This is a genomic window from Rhizobium sp. Leaf306, from assembly GCF_001423425.1.
Taxonomy (GTDB): Bacteria; Pseudomonadota; Alphaproteobacteria; order Rhizobiales; family Rhizobiaceae; genus Neorhizobium; species Neorhizobium soli.
The window spans coordinates 54,703-77,950 of the sequence record NZ_LMNX01000007.1; the positions used below are offsets into that span (position 1 = coordinate 54,703).

Sequence of the window (23,248 nt, forward strand, 5' to 3'; positions counted from 1 at the left end):
CGGGACGGGGAGGACTACGATGCCGGCACGCCTGCGCCGATACGCTAAGTCAGGTCTGGTGAGGAGGAATGAATATGTATTCGAAATTTTCACGCCGCGGTTTCTTAGGCGTTGCCGCAGCCAGCACTGCTGCCATGACGCTCTCGTCCATTCGCGCCATGGCCGCCGGCCTGCCGCTGCCCACGTCGCCCGTCACGCTTAATATCGTTGATGCGGCCGGCAATCTGGCGCTGACGCAGGGGGCGTTCGACGCTTATGCGGCGGCAAAACCCAACCTTGTGTCGCGCATGACGTTCACCAAGGCGACCTCGCCGGAACTGCCCGGCAAGATCAAGGCCCAACAGGCTGCCAAGCGCCTCGATATTGACGTCGTGCTGATAGGGCCGGACGCGCTTTCGGCGGGCCTTGCACAGGACATGTGGGTCGATATTGCGTCCATAAAGGACAGCGGCCTGCCGGATCTGAAGGCTATCTACCAGGAACCGGCCTATCGCATGCAGGGGCTGTCCAAGGGCCGCGGCGTCACCATCACCTACTACCCGTCTGGTCCGCTGCTCGGCTATATGCCGGCCAAGGTCAAGACCGTGCCGAAGACAGCCGAACAGCTGCTCGACTGGACGAGACAGAACCCCAACAAGTTCATCTATGCGCGGCCGGCCAATTCCGGCCCGGGCCGCACCTTCCTGATGGGCCTGCCTTATCTTCTGAAGGACAGCAATCCCAAGGATCCGGTCAAGGGCTGGGACAAGACCTGGGCCTTCCTCAAGGAACTGCACAAGAACATCGAATACTACCCCGCCGGCACGGGCGCGCTGATGAAGGAATTCGGCGAAGGCACCCGCGACATGACGGTGACCACGACCGGCTGGGACATCAATCCGCGCGTTCTCGGCGTGGTGCCGAAAGAGGCAGCCATCGGCACGCTCGAAGGGTTCCACTGGGTCTGCGACGCGCATTACATCAGCGTGCCCAAGGGCATTTCGGACGAAAAGCTGGCCGTCATTCTCGACATGATCACCTTCATGCTGCAGCCGGCGCAGCAGGCCATCACCTATGACAAGGGCTATTTCTATCCGGGTCCGGCCGTCAAAGATGTTCCGCTCTCGATGGCGCCCAAGGCTAGCCAGGATGCCATCGCCGAGTTCGGCCGTCCGGAATACGACGACTGGATCAAGAACAATCCGGTCGAGCTGCCGCTCGAGCCGGAAGCGCTGGTCGTTGCCTTCCGCCGCTGGGACGAAGACGTCGCAGCGGTCGCCAAGTAACGAGACACATATCCGGATACACATGGCCTCCGCTCCGCGGGGCCATGTTCTCCCATGACGAGGCCGATCGATGCAGCTTGCTTCCATGCCCTTCAATGAAATCCGCCTCGACCGGATGAGCCGCTCATTCGGAGCGCTGAATGCCTTGCGCGACATCAGCCTGTCGATAAAGAAGGGTGAGTTCATCGCACTTCTTGGCCCGTCCGGCTGTGGCAAATCCACCGCTCTCAATTGCATTGCCGGCCTCCTGTCGACGACGGGCGGCGGGATCTATATCGACGACAAGCGCATCGACCAGTTCAAGCCGGAAGACCGCGGCTTCGGCATGGTGTTCCAGAACTACGCCCTGTTTCCGCACATGAGCGTGCGAAAGAATATCGGCTTCGGCCTGAAAATGCGTTCAAGGCCCAAGGCCGAGATCGACACAAAGGTCGATGAGGCACTGGCGCTGGTGCGCCTTCAAGGTCAGGCGGAAAAACTGCCCGGCCAGCTGTCCGGCGGGCAGCAGCAGCGCGTCGCGATCGCCCGTGCCATCGTCATCGAGCCGCCGCTGGTGCTGATGGACGAGCCGCTGTCCAACCTCGACGCCAAGCTGCGGCTGGAGATGCGCGCCGAAATCCGCCGCATCCACAACCAGATGAAGGCGACGACCATCTACGTCACCCATGACCAGGACGAGGCGCTGTCGCTGGCCGACCGGATCGTGGTGCTGCGCAACGGGGCCATCCGCCAGGTCGGCACGCCGCATGAGCTTTACGAGCGCCCGGCGCATCTGGACGTCGCCGAATTCATGGGGTTCCGCAACCGCTTCTCCGGCAAAGTTGTCTCGCGTCAAGGCGAACGCGCCACGGTTTCTGCCGGCTCCTTCTCCGTCTCGGGCACGGTTGCCGAAGACCTGCAGCCCGGCGCGTCGGCGGTCCTTGCCGTTCGTCCCGACGACGTGACGCTGTCCGACGGGGCTCCCGGCGGCGTTCCCGTCACGGTCGAGGCGATCGAATACCGCGGCCGCGAATATGTCGGCATCGCCAGAACGCCGGACGGGGTGGAGATCATTTTCCACGCCGATCACGCGGCGGCACCCGGCAGCACCGTGTCGCTGTCGATCGATCCGGCCCGCGCACTCGTGTTTGCGGCCTGAAGGAGATGGCCATGACCTCCTCCACATCCCAGGAAACAACCTCATTTCGCCAAAAGCTTGCGTTGCGCGGCATAGACGGCGTTACGCTGCTCGTCCTGCCGTCCATGCTCTTCGTGCTGGCGATCTTCATCTACCCGTTCATTCACGGGTTGCTGCTGTCCTTCAAGCCGCTGCGCGAAGGCGGCATGTTTGCCAACTACATCACATTCTTCTCCGATCCCTATCTCTACAACACGATCGCCGCGACCCTTCGCCTTGCCGTGCCCGTGACGCTTTTGAGCGTCCTAGTCGCGGTGCCGGTCGCGATGCGGGTGCGGCTGGTCCGGCGGCAGCGGCTGCTGACGACGCTGCTGGTGCTGCCGATCACGCTCGGGACGGTTCTGGTGGCGCAGGGCATGCTCAACTACCTCGGTCCGCAAGGCTGGTTCAGCCGATCGCTGATGCTTCTGCACATCATCGGCTCGCCGCTGAAGCTCACCAACAATTATTGGGGCGTGTTTCTGTCGCTGATCATCACGGTGTTTCCGTTCACCTTCCTGCTGACGCTCTCCTACGTGACGGGCATCGACCCCGGGCTTGAAAAAGCGGCCGCCACCCATGGCGCGTCCGCCTGGCAGCGGTTTCGCCATGTCATGCTGCCGCTGCTGGTGCCGGGGCTGGCGATCGCCTTCTGCCTCACCTTCGTGCAGGCCTTCGCGGTCTTTCCCTCTGCCGTGCTTTTGGGGGCGCCGTCAGGCCCCACCCGCGTCATCTCGATCGCCGCCGCCCAGGCAGCCTTCGAGCAGTATGATTTCACCATGGCCTCAGCGATTGCCATGATCATGGGAGTCGTGCAGCTCTGCATCGTGCTGATCGTGCTCGTCGTCCGCAACCTCTTCTACCGTGGCGCCACCAGTGGCGGGAAAGGCTGAAGCCATGATCCGCGATACCACCATCGGCGCCAAACTCTGGATCACCGCGGTCTGGGCCATCACGATCTTCTTCGTGCTCAACGTGCTTGCCATCATCGCGACCGTGATCGTCTCTTCGCTCGGCACCCGCTGGCTCGGCACCTGGCTGCCGAACGCCTTTACGCTCAACTGGTATGCGTCCGCATGGCAGGAATTCCAGCTGGGACCCGTGCTGTTCGTGACCTTCCAGATCGCGTTCACGGTCGTGGCGCTCTCCGGCCTGCTCGGCGTCACGGCCGCCTATGCCATGGCGCGACGGGATTTCCCGGGCAAGAAACTGGTGATGTTTCTCTTTCTGCTGCCGCTGCTGGTGCCGCCGATCACCTTCGGCATTCCGCTTGCGACCGTGCTCTACCAGTTCAACGTCGGCGGAACCTTCTGGGGCGTGGTGCTTGCCAATCTCGTGCCGACGGTGCCCTTCGTCATCCTGGTGATGATCCCCTTCATTGAGCAGATCGATCCGAAGGTGGAGGCGGCCGCGCGGGTTTTTGGCGCCGGCACCTTCAAGCTTTTCGTGCATGTGCTGATGCCGATGCTGATCCCCGGCATTCTTGCCTCGCTGCTGCTGGTGCTGGTGCGCACCGTCGCCATGTTCGAGCTGACCTTCCTGACCGCCGGACCGACCAGCCAGACGCTCGTCGTCTCGCTCTATTACGCGGTGTTTGCCTCGGGCGTGCGGGCCGTCCAGTCGATCGATGCGATGGCCGTCATCTACATGGTGTCGACGTTGGTCTGGCTGCTGGTCGCGCTGCGCTTCGTCAATCCGACCCAGATCGTCGCCCGCGGCAACCAGTCGTCCAACGCCCACTGATGCCTCCCGGCCGGCGTTCAGCGCGCCGGTCCATCCCGTGCTTATCCGGAAGATCCGATGAAAATCACCGCGCTCGAGACGATCCAGCTTCCCAGCCTCAACAATATTATCTGGCTGCATGTGCACACCGATGAAGGCATCATCGGGCTTGGGGAAACCTTCCGAGGCACGAACGCCGTCGCGGCCTATATTCACTCGGAAGTGGCGCCGGCGCTGATCGGCCAGAACCCGCTGCATATCGACCGCATCTCCAAGCTGCTGACCGAGACCTATGTGGGCTTCCGCTCGTCGGGCGTCGAAATCCGCGCGGCGTCGGCGGTCGATATCGCGCTGTGGGACATTTTCGGAAAGGTCACCAACCAGCCGATCCACCAGCTGCTCGGCGGGCTCTCGCGCCCGGCGATCCGCACCTACAACACCTGCGCCGGCTATTCCTACAACAGCCGCGGTGCGCGCCGCTATATCGGAGATGCCGATGAAACGCAGGGGCCTTACGACGACCAGGTCGCATTCAGCAAGGATGCCGGCGCGCTGGCCGAAAGCCTGCTCTCCGAAGGCATTACGGCCATGAAGATCTGGCCGCTCGATCCGTTCGCGGTGGCCGGCGGCGGCAATTTCATCCACCGGGATGATCTGGAAAAGGGTCTGGAGCCGTTCCGCAAGATCCGCGATGCGGTGGGCGACCGGATGGAGGTCATGGTCGAGCTGCATTCGATGTGGGACCTGCCGTCGGCGCTGGCGATCGCCCGCGAGATCAAGCAGTTCCGGCCCTTCTGGATGGAAGATCCGATCAAGATGCAGGATACCGAAGCACTGACCGTCTATGCGCAGCGCTCCGGCCTGCCGGTCTGCGCCAGCGAGACGCTGGCGACCCGGGCGCAATTCGTCGAGCTGCTCCGCAAGAACGCGGTGGACTATGTGATGCTCGATATTTCCTGGTGCGGGGGCCTCAGCGAAGCCAAGAAGATCGCCTCCATGGCGGAAGCCTTCCAGCGGCCGATCGCGCCGCACGACTGCACGGGTCCCGTGGTGTTTGCGGCCTCGATCCACCTGTCGCTGAACGCGCCGAATGCCGTCTTCCAGGAATCGGTTCGTGCCTATTATTCCACCTGGTATCGAGATCTCGTCACCGTCATGCCGCGGATCGAGAACGGCATGATCTACCCGTTCGAGGGGGCGGGGCTGGGGCTAGAGCTCGGCGACTACGTACTAGATAATCCCGACGTCCAGCGCCGCACCACGTCGGTTCGTGACTTCTGATGCTGGACTTCCAGCCCATCGGCGGGGTCAGCCTGGCACTCGGCGAGAGCCCGGTGTGGGACGACAGGCGAGAGCTGGTTTTTCTCTGCGACATCCCGACCGGCAGGCTGCTTGCGTTGCGGCTCGGCGAAGGGATCGTCCGGGAGTGGGTGCTCGGGGAGAATGTCTGCTCGATCGGTTTGTGCGAAAGCGGCCGGCTGGTGGTGGCTCTCACCCGCGAGATCATCCTTTTTGATCCCGACAGCGGCCTGTCGGAGCCTCTGGCGCAGCTTGAAGGAGAACTCGAGACGAACCGGTTCAACGACGGCAAGGTCGGTCCCGACGGCGCGTTCTGGGTCGGCACCACAGACCAGCGGGCGCAGCGCGAGGCGATCTGTTCGCTCTACCGGATCGGCGCCGACGGCCGCATGCTTGCCAAGAAAACCGGCCTCATCATCTCCAATGGTCTTGCCTGGTCGCCGGATGGACGCATCATGTACCATTCCGATTCCGGCGGCAGATGGATCGAGCGGCATGACTTCGACCCGGCGACGGGAGCGATGGGTGAAGAGCTGCGGATTGCGGAGCCAAGCGAGGTAGACGGACGGCCGGATGGCGCCGCCATCGATTGCGACGGCAATTACTGGAGTGCCGGTGTCTCCGCCGGTTGCCTTAACCACTATGCGCCGGATGGCGCGTTGATCGGTAAGCATCCGCTGCCAGTGCCTTCGCCGACCATGCCGTGCTTCTGCGGGCCGGACCTGAAGACGCTGCTCGTGACCTCGCACCGTTATCTTTCGGCCGAGGCGCTCGAGCGCCATCCGCTTGCCGGAAGCGTCCTCCTGGCGCAGTCGGCGGTAGCGGGCACGCCGATCCATCGCATGCGGGGGGTCTGAACGTGTCACCGGAGACGGAGACCCTGCATCACCTCACGGCGCATGGCTATGATCTGACGCTCGATGCCCTCAACGGCGCCAGTCTCACGGCGCTCCGATGGCTGAAACCGGGCGGCACCTGGTTCGAGATCCTGCATCCATGCCCGCCGGCCATCACAGCCCGAACCGGCGGCTGCTTCGTCATGGCGCCGTTCGCCAACCGGCTTGATGGCGGACGGTTTCCCGGAGCGCGCGGCCCCATCCAGCTGCCCGTCAACAGGCCGGAGGAGGACCTCGCGATCCACGGCTTTTCCCGGGACCGGGCATGGAGGGTGGTGGACGCGTCAGGCGATCGCCTGACGCTCGTCGACAAGTTTGCTGAGCCAGGCAATCCGTTCGCCTACACGCTGATGCTGGAGATCAGCCTCAGTTCTTCCGGAGTCGAACTGCTGCTGCGCCTCACCAACTCGGCGACAGAGAGCCTTCCCTACGGCCTCGGCTTTCATCCGTGGTTCCGCAAGACGGCGAACACGCGGCTCACCTTTCAAGCGACGACTGGTTTCGGGCGGGATCCACGCGGCTTTGCCACAGCCCCGGTCCCGGCAGAGCAACGCCCGACTTTCTCGTCGGGCGTGGATGTCTCGGCCATACCCTGGTTCGACGGTCACTATGCGGGCTGGACATCGAGGACTGCTGCGATCGACTGGTTGTCGGACTGGGTAAGTATGACGATGCAGGCGAGGGGAGCGCTGACCAACCTGCAGGTCTATGTGCCGGATAACCTACCCGTCCTCTGTGTCGAGCCGGTCAGTCACGTGCCAGATGTCCACAACCGCCGCGACCTGGCCGGGTATGGCGACGTTGCGCGGCTTGCGCCTGGCGAAACGATCGAGGGCACCATGATCCTCTGCTGCTCCGGCACCAGCCAGCCAGACGCGGACCAGTGACGTGTTCTACTTCATCGATGCGAGCAGTGCCTTGCTGCCTGCGGTCAGCAGGCCGATATCGGTGCAGCCCGCGACGAAGACGAAGCCCATGTCCAGGCAGCGCTTTGCATCGTTAGGGCCGATGAGGATGCCGGGAGGCTTTCCAAGCTTCCGGATCCGTTCAGCAGCCGTTTCCAGAACTGTCCATACTTCCGGGTGGCCCGGGTTTCCAAGATATCCAAGATCAGCCGACAGGTCGGCAGGCCCAATAAAGATACCGTCGACGCCCTCGACCGCGGCAATGGCCTCGAGGTTTGCGAGTGCCTCCCGGGTCTCGATCTGGACAATGATGCAGATCTCCTTTTGCACATCGGCCAGTTCGGAGACAAAGCGGCCGTAGCCGTTGGCGCGGGATCCGAGCGAAAGGCCGCGGCTGCCACGGGGAGGATAGGTGGCGCGTTCCACAGCGGCCTTTGCTTCTTCCGCGTTCTGGACAAAAGGCAGGAGCAGTGTCTGCGCGCCGGCATCCAGGTATCGTTTGATCAGCACCGGGTCGTTCCAGGCCGGACGCACCACAGCACTTGCTGGCGTCGCCCTCAACGCCTGCAATTGCGTCACCACACCGGGAAGTTCGTTGGGCGCATGTTCCGTATCCAGCAACACCCAGTCAAAGCCTGCCTCGCCCAGAATTTCAGCCGCGATGTTCGAACACAGGCTCGACCAGGCGCCGATCTGCGGCTGCATGTCCTTGATCGCCCATTTGAACCGGTTGCGGTCGCTCAGCATTGTGATCGCCCTAGCGGCCATTGTTCTTGCGCCAGGCCTCGTATTTCTGCTGGTACTCGTCCTTCGTGCCCGGGTAGAGGCCAATGATGGCATCTCCCGCTTTCACCTGTTCGAGCACGAAATCCTCGTAGCTTTCCATCGCCGTGCACTCGTCGGCCAGCTCTTCCGCGAGGTGGGCTGGAATGACCATCACGCCGTCGCGGTCGCCAACCAGCACATCGCCGGGAAACACGGCCACATCACCGCACGCGATCGGGACGTTGATGTCGAGCGCTTCGTGAAGCGTGAGATTGGTCGGTGCCGAAGGTCTGGCGTGGTAGGCCGGCATGTCCAGTGCGCCGATCCCGGCTGCATCGCGAAAGCCGCCATCGGAAACGACGCCGGCGGCACCGCGCAAAGCGAGCCTGGTGATCAGGATCGACCCGGCTGTGGCCGCCCGTGCATCCTTGCGGGCGTCCATGACCAAGACTTGGCCGGGAGGGCAGGTCTCGATCGCGACGCGTTGAGGATGGTCGGCATTGCGAAAGACGGTGATCGGATTGCGATCTTCGCGGGCCGGGATATAGCGCAACGTGAAGGCCTGGCCGACCATCACCTCGGTCTTCGGCGAAACCGGCACAACGCCCTGGATGAACTGGTTGCGCAGGCCGCGCTTGAACAGCGCAGTGGCAATCGATGCGGTCGAAATTTTCTTGAACTTGGCGCGGGTTGCGTCGCTCAGCACGTAGTCGGTCATTATGTTGCCTCTCTCAGACATGGGCTCTAGTAGATTTCCGGTTCGCCGGCAGTCTTGCCGAAACCGGTCTCCAGGAAATCGAAATCACAGCCCTGGTCGGCCTGCGTCACATGGCGGGAAAACAGCCAGCCGTAGCCGCGCTCGTAGCGGGGCTTCGGGGCAACCCATTCGGCGTTGCGGCGCGCCAGCTCCTCTTCGCTGACCAGCATATCGAGGCTGCGGGCCGGCAGGTCGAGACGGACGATATCGCCGGTCTTCAGAAGCGCAAGCGGCCCGCCGATATAACTTTCCGGCGACACATGCAGCACACAGGCTCCATAGGACGTGCCGGACATGCGCGCATCCGATATCCGCAGCATATCGCGATGGCCCTTCTTGATCAGGGCCTTGGGGATGGGCAGCATGCCCCATTCGGGAAAGCCCGGTCCACCGAGCGGCCCGGCATTGCGCAGCACCAGGACATGGTCGGGCGTGACGTCAAGATTTTCGTCGTCGATCGCCTTCTTCATTTCCGGATAGCTGTCAAAGACCAGAGCCGGGCCCTGGTGGACATGATATTTCGGATCGCAGGCGGCCGGTTTGATAACGGCGCCGTTGGGGCAGAGATTGCCGCGCACGACCGCCAGCGAACCCTCGTGATAGACCGGGTTGGACAGAGGCCGGATGACATCGTCGTTGTAGACCTGGGCTCCTTCGAGGTTCTCACCCATCGTCTTGCCGGTAACGGTCATGACCGACAGGTCGAGGCGGTCCTCGATCTGCTTCATCAGCGCCCGCAGCCCGCCCGCATAGAAGAAATCCTCCATCAGGTAGTCTTTACCGGAGGGGCGAACATTGGCGATGAGCGGCGTGACGCGTCCGAGAGCGTCCAGATCGTCGAGCGTCAGGTTGACCCCGGCGCGGCGCGCCATCGCAATCAGGTGGACGACGGCATTGGTGGAACAGCCGGTTGCCATGGCGACGATCGCCGCATTGCGGACCGCCCCTTCGCCGATGATCCGGTCCGGCGTCAGGTCTTCCCATACCATGTCGACAATCCGCCTGCCGCAGTCTGCGCCCATGCGCTGGTGATTGCTGTCGACCGCCGGGATCGACGAGGCGCCCGGCAGTGTCAGACCCATGGCATCGGCGATGGCGGTCATCGTCGAGGCGGTTCCCATGGTCATGCAGGTGCCGGCCGAGCGGGCAATGCCGCCCTGCACGCCGAGCCACTCTTCGTCGGAGATATTGCCGGCGCGGCGCTCGTCCCAGTATTTCCAGGCGTCCGAACCGGAGCCAAGGATCTTTCCGGCGTAATTGCCGCGCAGCATCGGTCCGGCCGGCAGGTAGATCATCGGCACGCCGGCGCTGATGGCACCCATGACAAGGCCGGGCGTGGTCTTGTCGCAGCCGCCCATCAGCACCACGCCATCCAGCGGGTGGCAGCGGATCATTTCCTCTGTCTCCATCGCCAGCATGTTGCGATAGAGCATCGACGTCGGCTTGATATTGCTTTCGTCGACGGACAGAGACGGCATCTGTACCGGGAAGCCTCCGGCCTGCAAGACGCCACGCTTGACGTCCTGCACACGCTCCTTGAAATGGGAGTGGCAGGTGTTGAGCTCCGACCATGTGTCGAGCACGCCGATGATCGGCTTGTTGCGAAAGTCCTCCTCGCCATAGCCGAGCTGCATCATCCGCGAACGGTGGCCGAAGGAGCGCAGGTCGTCAGGCGCAAACCATCGCGCGCTGCGCAGTGTTTCAGGTGTTTTTCTATCTGTCATGAGACTGACCTTGTTGGGCACGCAAAGGATGAGCTGAAGCCTATTCCTTCATGCCCCATTTTTGGATCGTGTGACGCTCGATCGTCTGGAAGACGAGGTTTTCGACGATCAGACCGATGATGATAACAGTGAGCAGGCCGGCGAACACCGCAGGAATATCGAGCAGGTTCCGGTTCTCGAAGATGAACCAGCCGAGACCGCCCTGGCCGGACGAGACGCCGAAGACGAGTTCGGCGGCGATCAGCGTGCGCCACGCAAAGGCCCAGCCGATCTTTAGACCGGTAAGGATCGACGGAAAGGCAGCCGGCACCAGAATGCGCAGCACATAGGAAATTCCGGTCAGCCCGTAATTGGCGCCGACCATGCGGAGCGTCCGCGATACGCCCAGAAACCCCGAATGGGTGTTGAGCGCGACGGCCCAGAGCACCGAATGCACGAGCACGAAGACGAGGCTGGAGGCACCGAGACCGAACCAGATCAGCGCCAGCGGCAGAAGCGAGATTGCCGGCAGCGGGTTGAACATTGCCGTCATGGTTTCGAGAAAGTCGGTGCCGATGCGGGTGTTGATGGCAAGGACCGTCAACAGGGCGGCCAGAACCGTACCGATCGTATAGCCCATGAACAGGACCTGCAGCGTTGTCCAGATGCGGGCCGGCAGCGTGCCGTCGGCAAAGCGATCGACCATGGTTGTCAGAGTGTCGCTGAGGGTCGGAAAGAGCAGCGGATTGTCGAGATAGGTCGCATAGACCTGCCAGATCACCGCGAGCGCCAGGATCAGCAGCGCCTTGCGCAGCGCGCTAATGCCCCACAGCGTCTCGAAGGCGCTGAGCTTCTGCTCGACCGGCTTGACGTTGTCATAGGGCTTGGAAGACTCGACGTCCGACGCAAGGATGATGTTTGGAGACAGCATGGCTCTATTCCTTGTGACCGGGCTCGTTCGAAAACAGCAGGTTGTGGATGTCTCGCTCGAGCGCTGCGGCGCTGCCGTCGGTCTGGCTGACCTTGTCGACATCGACGACCTCGGCCTTCACCCGGCCCGGATGCGGAGACAGAAGCAGAATGCGATTGGAGATCTTGATCGCCTCGGCGATCGAGTGGGTCACAAAGATCACGGTGAACTTCGTGTCTTCCCAGAGCTGCAGCAATTCGTCCTGCATCTGCCGGCGGGTGAGGGCATCGAGCGCGGCAAACGGTTCGTCCATCAGGAGGATATCCGGCTGCATCGCCATGCCGCGGGCGATCGCGACGCGCTGCTTCATGCCGCCCGATAGCGTGTGCGGATAGCTGTCCATGGCGCGGGTGAGTTTCACCTTGTCGATATACTGGCGGGCCAGCGCCTCGGCCTCGTCCTTTGGCAGCTTGCGGGCGACGAGCAGCGGAAACATGACGTTTTCCAGCACCGTCTTCCAGGGCATCAGCTGGTCGAACTCCTGGAACACCATCATCCGGTCGGGGCCGGGACGCGTGACCTGGCGGCCATTGATGTGGATCGTGCCGGACGACGGGGTCATATAGCCGCCGACCGGCTTCAGAAGCGTGGACTTGCCGCAGCCGGAGGGGCCGAGCAGCACGAAACGGTCGGACTCGCCAACCTGGAAACTGACGTCTTCGGTGGCTGTAATCAGCAGATTGGGCGTCTTGTAACGCAGCGTTACGCGGTCGACCGAGAGGAGAGGGGCCTTGGCTGGAGCCGGCGCGATGCGCTCGGCGGCAGAAACGGTTGCCTGCATCATGGAGTTCACTCCGTAAGAGGAGCAGCGGCGCATGCCGCCGCTGCAGAGGACGTTACGGGTCTCAGTTGCCGTTGAGATAAGCGCTGTCCGCCAGGTAATAGTCCGTCCAGGCCTTTGGCATGGATTTGAGCGTGCCGACCTTGTGAAGATGTTCGGCAAACTTCATGGTGCCCTGCGGATCGGTGCGCCATTCGTCCATTCCAGGCTCCTTCATCATTGCCATCAGGTCGTCGAGGCTGGTCTTGTCGCCGGAGACGGACTTGTAGGCTTCGAGCGCACCCTTCGGATCCTTCTTGATGAAGGCAATCGCTTCCTCGGTCGCGGTGCGCAGGGCCTTGACCAGTTTCGGGTTTTCTTCCGCAAAAGTCGTGGTGGTGAAGAACGTCGCCTGGGTCAGCGCGCCGCCGAGGATTTCGCGCGAGTCCGTCACCTTGTGGACGCCCGGCTGCTTCAGTTCGAGATACTGGAAGGGCGGCGCGGAAAAGTGGTTCTTGACCTCATGCTTGGAATTGGCAATCGCCGCAACCGCATCCGGATGGCCGAGCTGCACCGTGTTGGGATCGAATTTCTTGACTTGGTCTTCTCCGTAGAGCTTGGCGGCTGCCATCTGCAGCAGGATCGCCTGGGTCGAGACGCCAACGGTCGGCACAGCGATCTTGTCGCCCTGCTGGATGTCCTTGAGAGTGGTGATGCGCGGGTCGTTGGAGACCATGATCACCGGCTGCGCCGAGCTGGTGATGATACCCTTGACCTTGCCGCGGGTCCGGTCCCACAGGAGTAGGAGATTGCCGGTGCCGGTGTTGACCACGTCGACATTGCCGGCAAGCAGAGCATCGGTCTGGGCGCCGCCGCCGCTGAACGTCCGCCATTCGACGGCAACACCCGGCAGGCCATCGGCGGCGGCCTGTTTCTCGACCAGCTTTTGCGTCTCCATCACATGGCTCGCCAGGTAAAGGATGCCCGGCTGACGGGTGATCGAAAGCGTCGTCTTTTCCGCAGCATGACTTGGTGTGGCAAGCCCAAGGGCCAGCATCATGGCGGTCATCCCGCCGATAAGCAGTCGCATTTGTTTCCTCCAAGAAAGGGGCATGTGTTTGCCCATGCCGCTCTCACTCCCAAGCGGACGAAGTCATTGAAGCACTAAAACATCAGTGCATCAACCCTGATTTTGTGTTTAAGTGCCTTGGTTAGGTGACAGGATTGGATGGGTGCATGAATGGAATGATCAGGGGCGGGCAACTAGACCGATCGCGGCAGGTGGCACTGCAGGTTCACGAAATCCTGCGGGAGCGTATCCTCAAAGTGCAACTGGTACCAGGTACGGTTCTCTCTCGCGCATCTCTCCAACTGGAATTCGGCGTCAGCCAGACGCCGGTGCGTGACGCCTTGATGCGTCTTCAGGAGGAGAGCCTGGTCGACGTTTACCCGCAATACGCCACGGTCGTCGCAAAGATCGACGTGGATCATGCGAGACAAGCGCAGTTCCTGCGGCTCTCGATCGAGCTTGAGGCAGTGAGGCGTCTAACGACAGATGCACCGGCCGAGACAGCCGCGGAACTGCGCGAGATTCTGGCCCGGCAGGCCACGGTCGCGACACCGGAAACCTATGACATTTTTGACAGCATTGACCGTGACTTCCACAGGAAGCTTTATGAAAGGACAGGCATCCTGCAGCTTTGGGCAAGCGTCAGGCGTCAAAGCGTCCATCTCGACAGGCTAAGACGGCTCCACTTGCCCATGCCCGGCAAGATGCAGACAGTGCTTGGCGACCACGAGACAATCGTAGAGGGCATCGCTTCCGGCAGACTTGCGGATGCAGAGGCAGCATTGCGCAAGCATCTGTCCGGCACGCTGTCCAACATTGATGTGATCAGCTCTGAATTCCCCACCTATGTCCGCGTTTGAGCAGCTTCAGTGCTGGAGCCATCTGGGAGGGTGCGATCGATCTGATGCAGTGTCTTCATGCATATTACTGTATTAGCTGCATGTTCGTGTGAGCTCTTTTCAATGGGATGATACTGCATCTAGCGCCGCGGGTTCGATTGCCATCAAGGCGTCGGAAGGGTTCGACATTGGGTAAGCGGAAATATTTGTCCGCTCACGATGGGTGCCACAGGTTCGCATACTTTCAAGGCGGCCGATTTTACAGGTCTCGGCGCAATGACGCCCCGAAACCAATAAAACTTGTAAATTAGACCATTCCAAATATTTGGATTAAGCTCCTCGGCATAACGGTCGAGTAGCTTTTTCTCCTTTGTGTCGATCTCACCAGACGCGATACGCGCCATCAGATCGTTGCTGGCTGCCGCCATGAACTGCAGCTCCATAAGATACAAGATCTCCAAGGATATGATTTTGTTGGCGATATCACCGTGAACCTGCAGGGTTGTCGGTTGGTAACCCGGGAGCTTGTCGATCAGCACTGTCTGCATCAGATCGCGCTAGGTGTCCTTGTCGCCATTGTTGCACGCGAGGAACAGCAGCTCGGGTTTGGCAACCTTTGCTGCTTCCAGCTCGGCGATGTCCGCGCAAGGCTTCGCGACATCGCGGATGACTGTTCCAGTCGCTTGGATTCATCCGTTCTCTCTCAAGTAACCTAAAGTTGTAGACAGGATACGAGGGGATCCGCACGGACTGTTCCCGATAGATGGTTCGAGCACAAAGCCCGCTATCTTGCGGGTCTCCTGCATATCGATCCAATGGTGGGTCATCACTATTCACAAGCATTGCAATCGAGTTTAGAGCGTCAGGTGACTACAGGATCTCTGCGTTCATAAAGAGCTCCAACTTTGTCAGAACGCCCCAGACGATCCGGGCCATTTTAGCGGCAAGCGCGACTACAGAATGCATTCGGGCATGGAGAACATACTCGAATTGACGCTTCAGTACGGTTTCGCCCAGCTAGTTCTCTTTCCCATCACTCCAACTAGACACATGGCCTAAGAATTGCGTGTGACCGGGAGATAGTGAGCCGGGAGACGTCATTGGCAGTTTACGCGCCCATCCAATGCACCGTGATTGCGCTGAGCTCCATCGGAATGAGAGCGATCAGCGCATTTTTGCGCCATGATAGGACCAAAGCACTTGTGTTGCCGGTCATTGCCGTACGCGATCTCGAAGTAAGGCAAACCCTGATCGTCGCGAGCAACAGGAGTGCGTCTTTGCTCCGGGGTCGGGGGGCTGCGTCAAGCGTGGGTCGCTTGCATCTCGCATGCCATTGCTCTGTTGCCCCGGCATGAGCAGATCAAAAATCACCACCGACCTGACGATCCTGGTCATCGACGAGAACGCCATCCGGGGTTCGATCATCGAAGAGGGTTTGAACGAGGCGGGGCACCTGAATGTCAGGGTCATCCATGAAATGCAGGGCGTGGCGCGGCTGATCGAGACGATGGATCCGGATGTCATCATCATTGATATTGAAAATCCAAATCGTGACATGATGGAGCATATGTTCCAGCTCACCCGGATGATTTCGCGGCCAATTGCCATGTTCGTGGACAGATCCGATACGGCGGCGATCGAGGCTGCTGTTGATGCCGGGGTTTCGGCCTATGTGGTCGATGGCCTCAAGAAAGAACGGATCAAACCGATCCTCGATATGGCGGTGAGCCGCTTCAATGCCTTCAGCCGGCTGCAGCGCGAACTCGCCGAGGCACGCAGTGCGCTTGAGGAGCGCAAGGTCATCGAGCGGGCCAAGGGCATTTTGATGAGGATGCGGGGGATGAGCGAAGAACAGGCATACGCGCTGCTACGCCAGACGGCGATGAACGAGAAGAAGAAGCTGGCAGACATCGCGCAAAGCGTCGTCACGGCTGCAGGAATGCTGCTTTGAGCGCGGCATCGATCGGAGAATGCTGGTGAGTGATCGTGTTTCCACGCAATCTGGCGACAGCGCCGTCAAAGCGCCGTCACGTGTCCGCGGCAAGGAGCAGAGGCTTCTGCGCGCGGGATACATCCCTTTGATGGATGCCGCGATCCTGATCGTTGCAGCCGAGCTCGGCTTTGCGGAAAGGGAGGGACTGCGTCTCGAACTGGTACGGGATGTCACCTGGGCCAATGTGCGGGACCGGCTGGCGTTTCGTCAGTTCGACATTGCCCATATGCTGTCGCCGATGCCGGTCGCCTCCATGCTGGGGCTGGGATCCAATCCTTCGCCGACGATCACACCCTTTTCGCTTGGCCGCGGCGGCAATGCCATCACGCTGTCGGCGCGGATCTTCGAGCGGATGAAGTCGTTGACGGGGCTTGCCGATGATGCGGGCGCGCTTGCCAATGCGAAGGCTCTCGCGGCTCTACTCGCCGACATGCGCGCCCGCGGCGAAGCCATGCCGACGCTTGGCATGACCTATCCGTTTTCCTCGCACAATTACGAGTTCCGCTACTGGCTGGCAGCTGGCGGCATCAATCCGGACCGCGACGTCAAGCTGGTCGTAGTGCCGCCGCCGCTGACATCCGATGCGCTTTCGGCAGGCGCGATCGATGGATTTTGCGTCGGTGCGCCCTGGAACATGATCGCCTCTGAACGCGGGACTGGCAGGATCGTCGCGGCCAAGCAGGACATATGGCCTCTGGCGCCGGAGAAAGTGTTGGGCATGCGGCCGGAATGGGCTGAGACCAATGCCGATACGGTGTCGCGCCTCATCGTTGCGCTCGACAGGGCAGCGCGGTGGTGCGACGACGCCCAGAATCACAACGAACTCGCAGAGATCCTCAGCGCCCCCGATTATATCGCGGCGCCGACGAGCATTATCCGCAGTGTCCTCAGCGGCGAATTCAGTCTGGATGCGCAGGGCACGACGCGGGTCGTTCCCGACTACTTTCTCTACCACGGCAAGGCGGCAAACTATCCGCGGCCGGACCAGGCAAGCTGGATCTACAGCCAGATGATCCGCTGGGGGCAGGCTGATTTCAGCGAAGAAGGCATGGCACGGGTCACGAGCGCCTTCCGGCCCGACCTCTACGAGATGGCGCTGGGCGCAAACGCGGCCACCCCGGATGAGCCGGGCGAACGAAGTGCATCGGGATATGATGGCTTCATGGACGGGGAGATTTTCGACCCTCGTGATGTGCAGGCCTATGCGGAGCGTTTTGCGGTTCGCTCGACGTCATCAGGCGACGACGTGACCGAAGCGTAATCGCGCGGTGCGCAAAGCTAAGGCATCTGCATCGAAAGTCAGGCTTCATAACGTGCAGCGCCGTTTTCGCCGCGATTGGTCGCGCATTCGGCAACTGCCGGAAAATGCGAGCTAATAGTTCTCGTTGATGGCTGGATTTCGAGCTGGCACGATGTTTGCTTGTATCTAATTGTCCGCGGTCAATGGCGATCGCAGGACAGATGAGCGCCCGATCAGGCGCAAATACCCATCCGACACCGACGTCGCATGCTCCCTTGCCGTCCGGCGCTTATCGCCCGGACCCGGCAGACGAGCACGCGGCGTTTTTTTGTTTCCGGATCTCCGTCACACCAGAGGGGCACAACGCTATGACGAAGACTACAGGAATGAACATCAACCGCCGGCAGATCCTGAAGATCAGTTCTGCCGTTGCTCTGGCAAGTGCTGTGCGTGCCGCATTTCCGTCCGGCGCCTTCGCCGCCTCGGCAGGTCCGGAAGTCAGCGGCCTCAAGATCGGCTACATCGCGCTTACCGACGCCGCGCCGCTGATCATTGCGCAGGAAAAAGGCCTGTTTGCCAAGCATGGTCTGCCGGATGTGGAAGTGCTCAAACAGGCATCCTGGGGCGCGACGCGCGACAATCTCGTGCTCGGCGGTGCCGCCAACGGCATCGACGGTGCGCATATCCTCACCCCGTTGCCCTATCTCATGTCCACCGGCAAGGTGACCCAGAACAACGTACCGGTGCCAATGTCGATCGTTGCCCGCCTCAACCTCGACAGCCAAGGCATTTCGGTTGCCAAGGAATATGCCGGGACCGGGGTCCAGCTCGATGCTTCCAAGCTGCGGGGGGCGTTTGCCGCCAAGAAGGCTGCCGGCAGCGAGATCAAGGTCGCCATGACATTTCCCGGCGGCACCCATGATCTCTGGATCCGCTACTGGCTTGCCGCCGGCGGCATCGATCCGGACAAGGACGTGTCGACGATCGTGGTGCCGCCGCCGCAGATGGTGGCGAACATGAAGGTCGGCAACATGGACGCCTTCTGCGTCGGCGAGCCTTGGAACGAGCAGCTCGTCAACCAGGGTATCGGCTTCACTGCCTGCACCACCGGCGAGATGTGGAAAGGTCATCCGGAAAAAGCGCTCGGGCTTCGCTCCGACTGGATCGAGAAGAACCCGAATGCCGCGCGTGCGCTGATGATGGCCGTCATGGAAGCCCAGATGTGGGCCGACAGCATGGACAACAAGGAAGAGATGGCCGCCATTCTTGGCAAGCGCCAGTGGTTCAACGTCCCGCCGAAGGATGTCGCCGGCCGCCTCAAGGGCACCATCAACTACGGCAACGGGCGCCTTGTCGAGAATACCGGGCTGGAGATGAAGTTCTGGAAGGACCATGCCTCCTATCCGTTCAAGAGCCACGACGCCTGGTTCCTCACCGAGAACGTCCGCTGGGGCAAGTTCGCACCCGATACCGACATCAAGGCGCTGGTCGACAAGGTCAACCGCGAGGACATCTGGCGCGCGGCAGCAGCCGATCTGGGCATTGCTGCCGCCGACATTCCGGCGTCGAGCTCGCGTGGAAAAGAGACCTTCTTCGACGGCAAGGTCTTCGATCCGGAAAACCCGAAGGCCTATCTCGAGAGCCTGACGATCAAGGCAAGTGCCTGAAGCAGCGGCCCCTCACGCGGCAGCGCATGGGGGGCCTGTTTTGTCCAGAACGAACATCACTTGAAGGGATCACCATGACTGCAACAGCCCGCAAGTCAGACCAGGCGACAACGCCAGAAACGCCGGCGGCGTCGGAGAAAAGCGCGACCGTTGTCATGATGGTGCAGCCCTCAGCCCGCAAGCTCAACATCCGGCGCGCCGCCACTGCCGTCTGTCGCAACGTACTGCCGCCGCTGGTGGTGCTGATCGCGCTCCTCGCCATCTGGCAGATCGCCTGCTCCGGTGCTGGCGCTACTTTGCCACCGCCATCGCAGGTCTGGATCGACAGCTATGACCTGATCGCCCATCCGTTCTTCGATTTCGGGCCGCAGGACATAGGTCTTGCTTGGCGCGTGCTGATCTCGCTTCAGCGTGTCGCGATCGGCTTCGGGCTTGCAGCAGTGGTCGGCGTCTTCCTCGGCGCCCTTGTCGGCCAATCGGTCTGGGCCATGCGCGGCCTCGACCCGATCTTCCAGATCCTGCGCACTGTTCCACCACTCGCCTGGCTGCCGCTCTCGCTCGCCGCCTTCCAGAATTCCAATCCGTCCGCGATCTTCGTCATCTTCATCACCTCGATCTGGCCTGTCATCATCAACACCGCGGTCGGCGTGCGCAACATTCCGGATGACTATCGCAACATCGCCCGGGTCCTGCGCCTCAATCAGCTCGAATTCTTCATCCGCATCATGGTGCCGGCGGCAGCCCCTTACATCTTCACCGGCCTTCGCATCGGCATCGGCCTGTCGTGGCTTGCCATCGTGGCGGCGGAAATGCTGACCGGCGGCGTCGGCATCGGCTTCTTCATCTGGGATGCGTGGAATTCCTCACGCCTCACCGACATCATCGTGGCGCTCGCCTATATCGGCGTGACCGGCTTCGTCCTCGACAAGCTGGTGGGTCTGCTCGGCTCGATCGTCACCCGCGGCACCGCCAGGAATTGAGGAGACGGCCATGAGCGCCTACCTGAAAATCGATCACGTCGACAAGAACTTCGAACGCGCCGGCACAACAACAGAGGTGCTGAAGGACATCTCGCTCACCATCGACAAGGGCGAGTTCGTCTCCATCATCGGCCATTCCGGTTGTGGCAAGTCGACCCTGCTGAACCTGATCGCCGGCTTGACGCGGGTTTCCGCCGGTGCCGTCCTGCTCGAAAACGTAGAGGTCAATGCGCCGGGCCCGGAACGCGCCGTCGTTTTCCAGAACCATTCGCTGCTGCCCTGGCTGACCGTCTATGAAAACGTCAATCTTGCGGTCTCCAAGGTTTTCTCCGGCAGGAAGACGCGGGCCGAAAAGCATGACTGGGTGATGCGCAACCTGGACCTCGTCCAGATGGGGCATGCCAAGGAGAAGCGCCCTTCCGAAATTTCCGGCGGTATGAAGCAGCGCGTCGGCATTGCCCGGGCGCTCGCCATGGAACCGAAGATCCTCCTGCTCGACGAACCTTTCGGCGCGCTCGATGCGCTTACCCGCGCCCATCTGCAGGATGCGGTGATGGAGATCCATTCCCGCCTTGGCAACACGATGATCATGATCACCCATGACGTCGACGAGGCCGTGCTGCTCTCCGACCGCATCGTCATGATGACCAACGGCCCGGCCGCCCGCATCGGTGAAGTGCTTGACGTGCCCATCCCGCGGGTGCGCGACCGCATCGCGCTCGCGGCCGACCGAACCTACCTCAAGTCCCGCGAAGCTGTGCTGAAGTTCCTCTACGAACGTCACCGCTTCGTCGAAGCTGCGGAGTAACCGACATGACGGAAAAGATCGTTATCATCGGCAACGGCATGGCGCCCGGTCGCATGCTGGAAGAGCTCTTCGAAAAGGCCCCCGGTCGTTTCGACGTGACCATCTTTAACGCCGAACCGCGCGTCAACTATGACCGCATCATGCTCTCGCCGGTGCTTTCGGGCGAGAAGTGCTACGACGATATCGTCATCCACAATGACCATTGGTACGCCAGCCATGGCGTGACACTGCACAAGGGTGCAAGGGTCACTGAGATCGACCGCCAGGCGAAGACGGTCACCTCGGCCAACGGCATCACCGCAGCCTATGACAAGCTTGTCATCGCCACCGGTTCTCTCCCGTTCATCATCCCGGTTCCGGGTCACCAATTGCCCGGCGTTCTCGCCTACCGCGATCTCGCCGATGTCGAGAAGATGGTCGAGATTGCGGGCGCCAAGGGCCGCGCCATCGTCATCGGCGCCGGGCTGCTGGGCTTGGAGGCTGCTTACGGGCTGAAGCGGCAGGGCATGGAGGTGACCGTCATTCACCTCAACCCGACCATCATGGACCGTCAGCTCGATCCGCCGGCCGCCTATCTGCTCGAAAAGGCGCTGACCGAACGCGGCATCGACATCATCACCAAGGCCAATACCAAGCGGATCCTCGGCACCGACAAGGTCGAGGGTATCGAGCTGGATGACGGCCGCGTCATCACCGGCGCTATGGTGATCATGGCCGTCGGCATCCGCCCGGCCTCGAGCCTTGCCAAGGATGCCGGCATCGCCGTCAACCGCGGCATCGTCGTCGACGACGGGATGATGACCTCTGACCCGAACGTCTTTTCGCTCGGCGAATGCGCCGAACATCGCGGCATCTGCTATGGGCTCGTTGCGCCCCTTTATGAGGCCGCAAGGGTTCTCGCTGATCGCCTCATCGGCGGGACCAGCGAATATCATGGCTCCGTCGTCAACACGAAGCTCAAGGTCACCGGCATCAACCTGTTTTCGGCAGGCGATTTTGCCGAAGCGCCGGACCGCGAGGAAATCGTGCTGCGCGATGCGTCCGCTGGCATCTACAAGCGGCTGGTGCTCAAGGACAATCGCATCATCGGCGCGGTACTCTACGGCGAGACGGCGGATGGCTCTTGGTTCTTCGACCTGATGAAACGCGGGACGGATATCTCGCAAATGCGCGACACCCTGATATTCGGCCAGTCCTACCAGGGAGGGTCTCCGCTGGACCCTATGGCGGCCGTTGCAGCCTTGCCGGATGATGCGGAAATCTGCGGCTGCAACGGCGTCTGCAAGGGCAAGATCACCACGACCATCACCGGCAAGGGTCTGACCTCGCTGGATGACGTCCGCGCCCATACAAAGGCATCCGCTTCCTGCGGCTCCTGCACCGGGCTCGTCGAGCAGGTGATGGCGCTGACGCTGGGCGATGCCTACAATCCGGCCGCCGTCACGCCGATGTGCACCTGTACCGAACTTGGCCACGACGACGTCCGCCGCCTGATCAAGGCGAAGACCCTGAAGACCATTCCGGCCGTGATGCAGGAACTGGAGTGGAGGACCTCCTGCGGCTGCGCCAAATGCCGCCCTGCGCTCAACTACTACCTCGTCTGCGACTGGCCGGACGAATATGCCGACGACTACCAGTCGCGCTATATCAACGAGCGTGTGCATGCCAACATCCAGAAGGATGGCACCTATTCGGTCGTGCCGCGCATGTGGGGCGGCGTCACCAATGCGGCGGAACTTCGCGCCATCGCCGATGTCGTCGACAAGTTCGAAATACCGATGGTGAAGGTGACCGGCGGCCAGCGCATCGATTTGCTCGGCATCGAGAAGGAAGATCTGCCGGCCGTCTGGGCCGACCTCGGCAAGGCCGGATTCATCTCGGGTCAGGCCTATGCCAAAGGCTTGCGCACGGTAAAAACCTGCGTCGGTTCCGACTGGTGCCGCTTCGGCACGCAGGATTCGACGGGGTTCGGCATTCGCGTCGAGAAGTTCATGTGGGGCTCGTGGACGCCGGCCAAACTGAAGCTTGCCGTCTCCGGCTGTCCGCGCAACTGCGCCGAGGCCACCTGCAAGGATATCGGCGTGATCTGCGTCGACAGCGGTTTCGAGATCCATTTCGCCGGTGCCGCCGGTCTCGATATCAAGGGCACGGATGTTTTGGGTTTGGTGAAAACCGAGGATGAGGCGCTGGAGCATATCGTGGCGCTCACCCAGATGTATCGGGAGCAGGGCCGTTACCTTGAGCGCATCTACAAATGGGCCAAACGCATCGGCCATGACGAGATCCGCCGCCAGATCATGGGCGATCCCGAAAAACGCCGTGCCTATTACGACCGCTTCGTCTTCTCCCAGACATTCGCCCAGGTCGACCCCTGGTCGGAGCGTGTCTCGGGCAAGGACAAGCACGAGTTCAAGCCCATGGCGACCATCAGCTACAACCAGGCAGCGGAGTGAG

At 61.6% G+C, this 23,248-nt stretch carries 21 protein-coding genes; 14 read left to right on the forward strand and 7 right to left on the reverse strand.

Annotated elements, in window-relative coordinates; genetic code table 11:
- Window positions 1-74: 74 nt before the first annotated feature.
- From ASG19_RS22585 to ASG19_RS22615, 7 genes are all read left to right on the forward strand, one after another.
- Window positions 75-1,265 (forward strand): extracellular solute-binding protein, encoded by a 1,191-nt coding sequence (locus ASG19_RS22585; protein ID WP_082476509.1) that lies wholly within the window; start codon window positions 75-77, stop codon window positions 1,263-1,265.
- Window positions 1,266-1,335: 70 nt separating this feature from the next.
- Window positions 1,336-2,403, forward strand: a complete 1,068-nt coding sequence (locus ASG19_RS22590; protein ID WP_062463206.1) for an ABC transporter ATP-binding protein — start codon at window positions 1,336-1,338, stop codon at window positions 2,401-2,403.
- Between the two features lie 11 nt (window positions 2,404-2,414).
- Window positions 2,415-3,314 carry a sugar ABC transporter permease gene (locus tag ASG19_RS22595; protein ID WP_062463209.1) on the forward strand — a complete coding sequence of 300 codons (900 nt, stop codon included), beginning with the start codon at window positions 2,415-2,417 and terminating at the stop codon, window positions 3,312-3,314.
- 4 nt (window positions 3,315-3,318) lie between these two features.
- Window positions 3,319-4,164 (forward strand): ABC transporter permease subunit, encoded by an 846-nt coding sequence (locus ASG19_RS22600; protein WP_062463212.1) that lies wholly within the window; start codon window positions 3,319-3,321, stop codon window positions 4,162-4,164.
- A gap of 57 nt (window positions 4,165-4,221) precedes the next feature.
- Window positions 4,222-5,424 carry a mandelate racemase/muconate lactonizing enzyme family protein gene (locus tag ASG19_RS22605; RefSeq protein WP_062463214.1) on the forward strand — a complete coding sequence of 401 codons (1,203 nt, stop codon included), beginning with the start codon at window positions 4,222-4,224 and terminating at the stop codon, window positions 5,422-5,424.
- On the forward strand, window positions 5,424-6,299 hold the full coding sequence (locus tag ASG19_RS22610) for an SMP-30/gluconolactonase/LRE family protein (RefSeq protein ID WP_082476511.1): 876 nt from the start codon (window positions 5,424-5,426) through the stop codon (window positions 6,297-6,299). Before ASG19_RS22605 ends, ASG19_RS22610 begins: the two co-directional genes overlap by 1 nt.
- A 2-nt stretch (window positions 6,300-6,301) precedes the next feature.
- Entirely contained in the window at window positions 6,302-7,225 is a 924-nt protein-coding gene (locus ASG19_RS22615; protein WP_062463219.1) for a hypothetical protein, read from the forward strand.
- A gap of 6 nt (window positions 7,226-7,231) precedes the next feature.
- Here the strand turns inward: ASG19_RS22615 and ASG19_RS22620 are convergent, their stop codons facing one another.
- From ASG19_RS22620 to ASG19_RS22645, 6 genes are all read right to left on the reverse strand, one after another.
- Entirely contained in the window at window positions 7,232-7,990 is a 759-nt protein-coding gene (locus ASG19_RS22620) for an HpcH/HpaI aldolase/citrate lyase family protein (RefSeq protein WP_062463331.1), read from the reverse strand.
- A 10-nt stretch (window positions 7,991-8,000) separates the two neighbouring features.
- Window positions 8,001-8,726 carry a ribonuclease activity regulator RraA gene (locus ASG19_RS22625; protein WP_062463222.1) on the reverse strand — a complete coding sequence of 242 codons (726 nt, stop codon included), beginning with the start codon at window positions 8,724-8,726 and terminating at the stop codon, window positions 8,001-8,003.
- 26 nt (window positions 8,727-8,752) lie between these two features.
- On the reverse strand, window positions 8,753-10,489 hold the full coding sequence (araD, locus tag ASG19_RS22630) for an L-arabinonate dehydratase (RefSeq protein ID WP_062463335.1): 1,737 nt from the start codon (window positions 10,487-10,489) through the stop codon (window positions 8,753-8,755).
- A 40-nt stretch (window positions 10,490-10,529) separates the two neighbouring features.
- The gene (locus ASG19_RS22635) at window positions 10,530-11,399 is read right to left on the reverse strand and encodes an ABC transporter permease (RefSeq protein WP_062463225.1); all 870 of its coding nucleotides are present in this window, start codon (window positions 11,397-11,399) and stop codon (window positions 10,530-10,532) included.
- A gap of 4 nt (window positions 11,400-11,403) precedes the next feature.
- Window positions 11,404-12,222 carry an ABC transporter ATP-binding protein gene (locus tag ASG19_RS22640; RefSeq protein ID WP_062463228.1) on the reverse strand — a complete coding sequence of 273 codons (819 nt, stop codon included), beginning with the start codon at window positions 12,220-12,222 and terminating at the stop codon, window positions 11,404-11,406.
- A gap of 61 nt (window positions 12,223-12,283) precedes the next feature.
- Entirely contained in the window at window positions 12,284-13,288 is a 1,005-nt protein-coding gene (locus ASG19_RS22645; protein WP_062463232.1) for an ABC transporter substrate-binding protein, read from the reverse strand.
- A gap of 146 nt (window positions 13,289-13,434) precedes the next feature.
- On the opposite strand from ASG19_RS22645, the gene ASG19_RS22650 reads away from it, so the two are divergent.
- Window positions 13,435-14,127 carry a GntR family transcriptional regulator gene (locus ASG19_RS22650; RefSeq protein WP_062463235.1) on the forward strand — a complete coding sequence of 231 codons (693 nt, stop codon included), beginning with the start codon at window positions 13,435-13,437 and terminating at the stop codon, window positions 14,125-14,127.
- A 143-nt stretch (window positions 14,128-14,270) separates the two neighbouring features.
- Here ASG19_RS22650 and ASG19_RS22655 read toward each other — a convergent pair whose 3' ends face one another.
- On the reverse strand, window positions 14,271-14,654 hold the full coding sequence (locus ASG19_RS22655; protein WP_062463238.1) for a hypothetical protein: 384 nt from the start codon (window positions 14,652-14,654) through the stop codon (window positions 14,271-14,273).
- A gap of 803 nt (window positions 14,655-15,457) precedes the next feature.
- On the opposite strand from ASG19_RS22655, the gene ASG19_RS22660 reads away from it, so the two are divergent.
- The 6 genes from ASG19_RS22660 to nirB all read left to right on the forward strand — a co-directional run bounded on the left by ASG19_RS22660 (window position 15,458) and on the right by nirB (window position 23,247).
- Complete coding sequence (locus ASG19_RS22660; protein ID WP_062463239.1) at window positions 15,458-16,057, forward strand: ANTAR domain-containing response regulator; 600 nt, start codon at window positions 15,458-15,460, stop codon at window positions 16,055-16,057.
- A gap of 25 nt (window positions 16,058-16,082) precedes the next feature.
- Window positions 16,083-17,360, forward strand: coding sequence for a CmpA/NrtA family ABC transporter substrate-binding protein (locus ASG19_RS22665; protein WP_244476262.1), 1,278 nt, complete (start codon window positions 16,083-16,085; stop codon window positions 17,358-17,360).
- A gap of 347 nt (window positions 17,361-17,707) precedes the next feature.
- Window positions 17,708-19,006 carry a CmpA/NrtA family ABC transporter substrate-binding protein gene (locus tag ASG19_RS22670; protein ID WP_062463246.1) on the forward strand — a complete coding sequence of 433 codons (1,299 nt, stop codon included), beginning with the start codon at window positions 17,708-17,710 and terminating at the stop codon, window positions 19,004-19,006.
- A gap of 74 nt (window positions 19,007-19,080) precedes the next feature.
- Window positions 19,081-19,986: a nitrate ABC transporter permease gene (ntrB, locus tag ASG19_RS22675; protein ID WP_062463249.1), complete on the forward strand. Its 906-nt coding sequence runs from the start codon at window positions 19,081-19,083 to the stop codon at window positions 19,984-19,986.
- A 10-nt stretch (window positions 19,987-19,996) separates the two neighbouring features.
- Window positions 19,997-20,794 (forward strand): ABC transporter ATP-binding protein, encoded by a 798-nt coding sequence (locus ASG19_RS22680; RefSeq protein ID WP_062463252.1) that lies wholly within the window; start codon window positions 19,997-19,999, stop codon window positions 20,792-20,794.
- 5 nt (window positions 20,795-20,799) lie between these two features.
- Window positions 20,800-23,247 (forward strand): nitrite reductase large subunit NirB, encoded by a 2,448-nt coding sequence (nirB, locus tag ASG19_RS22685; RefSeq protein WP_062463255.1) that lies wholly within the window; start codon window positions 20,800-20,802, stop codon window positions 23,245-23,247.
- Window position 23,248 lies beyond the last annotated feature (1 nt).

What these genes read in the sequence shown, in the direction of transcription:
- ASG19_RS22585 (WP_082476509.1), top strand. Translation starts at nt 75, where the DNA reads ATGTATTCGAAATTTTCACGCCGCGGTTTCTTAGGCGTTGCCGCAGCC.
- ASG19_RS22590 (WP_062463206.1), top strand. Translation starts at nt 1,336, where the DNA reads ATGCAGCTTGCTTCCATGCCCTTCAATGAAATCCGCCTCGACCGGATG.
- ASG19_RS22595 (WP_062463209.1), top strand. Translation starts at nt 2,415, where the DNA reads ATGACCTCCTCCACATCCCAGGAAACAACCTCATTTCGCCAAAAGCTT.
- ASG19_RS22600 (WP_062463212.1), top strand. Translation starts at nt 3,319, where the DNA reads ATGATCCGCGATACCACCATCGGCGCCAAACTCTGGATCACCGCGGTC.
- ASG19_RS22605 (WP_062463214.1), top strand. Translation starts at nt 4,222, where the DNA reads ATGAAAATCACCGCGCTCGAGACGATCCAGCTTCCCAGCCTCAACAAT.
- ASG19_RS22610 (WP_082476511.1), top strand. Translation starts at nt 5,424, where the DNA reads ATGCTGGACTTCCAGCCCATCGGCGGGGTCAGCCTGGCACTCGGCGAG.
- ASG19_RS22620 (WP_062463331.1), bottom strand. Translation starts at nt 7,990, where the DNA reads ATGCTGAGCGACCGCAACCGGTTCAAATGGGCGATCAAGGACATGCAG.
- ASG19_RS22625 (WP_062463222.1), bottom strand. Translation starts at nt 8,726, where the DNA reads ATGACCGACTACGTGCTGAGCGACGCAACCCGCGCCAAGTTCAAGAAA.
- araD (WP_062463335.1), bottom strand. Translation starts at nt 10,489, where the DNA reads ATGACAGATAGAAAAACACCTGAAACACTGCGCAGCGCGCGATGGTTT.
- ASG19_RS22635 (WP_062463225.1), bottom strand. Translation starts at nt 11,399, where the DNA reads ATGCTGTCTCCAAACATCATCCTTGCGTCGGACGTCGAGTCTTCCAAG.
- ASG19_RS22640 (WP_062463228.1), bottom strand. Translation starts at nt 12,222, where the DNA reads ATGATGCAGGCAACCGTTTCTGCCGCCGAGCGCATCGCGCCGGCTCCA.
- ASG19_RS22645 (WP_062463232.1), bottom strand. Translation starts at nt 13,288, where the DNA reads ATGCGACTGCTTATCGGCGGGATGACCGCCATGATGCTGGCCCTTGGG.
- ASG19_RS22650 (WP_062463235.1), top strand. Translation starts at nt 13,435, where the DNA reads ATGAATGGAATGATCAGGGGCGGGCAACTAGACCGATCGCGGCAGGTG.
- ASG19_RS22655 (WP_062463238.1), bottom strand. Translation starts at nt 14,654, where the DNA reads ATGCAGACAGTGCTGATCGACAAGCTCCCGGGTTACCAACCGACAACC.
- ASG19_RS22660 (WP_062463239.1), top strand. Translation starts at nt 15,458, where the DNA reads ATGAGCAGATCAAAAATCACCACCGACCTGACGATCCTGGTCATCGAC.
- ASG19_RS22670 (WP_062463246.1), top strand. Translation starts at nt 17,708, where the DNA reads ATGACGAAGACTACAGGAATGAACATCAACCGCCGGCAGATCCTGAAG.
- ntrB (WP_062463249.1), top strand. Translation starts at nt 19,081, where the DNA reads ATGACTGCAACAGCCCGCAAGTCAGACCAGGCGACAACGCCAGAAACG.
- ASG19_RS22680 (WP_062463252.1), top strand. Translation starts at nt 19,997, where the DNA reads ATGAGCGCCTACCTGAAAATCGATCACGTCGACAAGAACTTCGAACGC.
- nirB (WP_062463255.1), top strand. Translation starts at nt 20,800, where the DNA reads ATGACGGAAAAGATCGTTATCATCGGCAACGGCATGGCGCCCGGTCGC.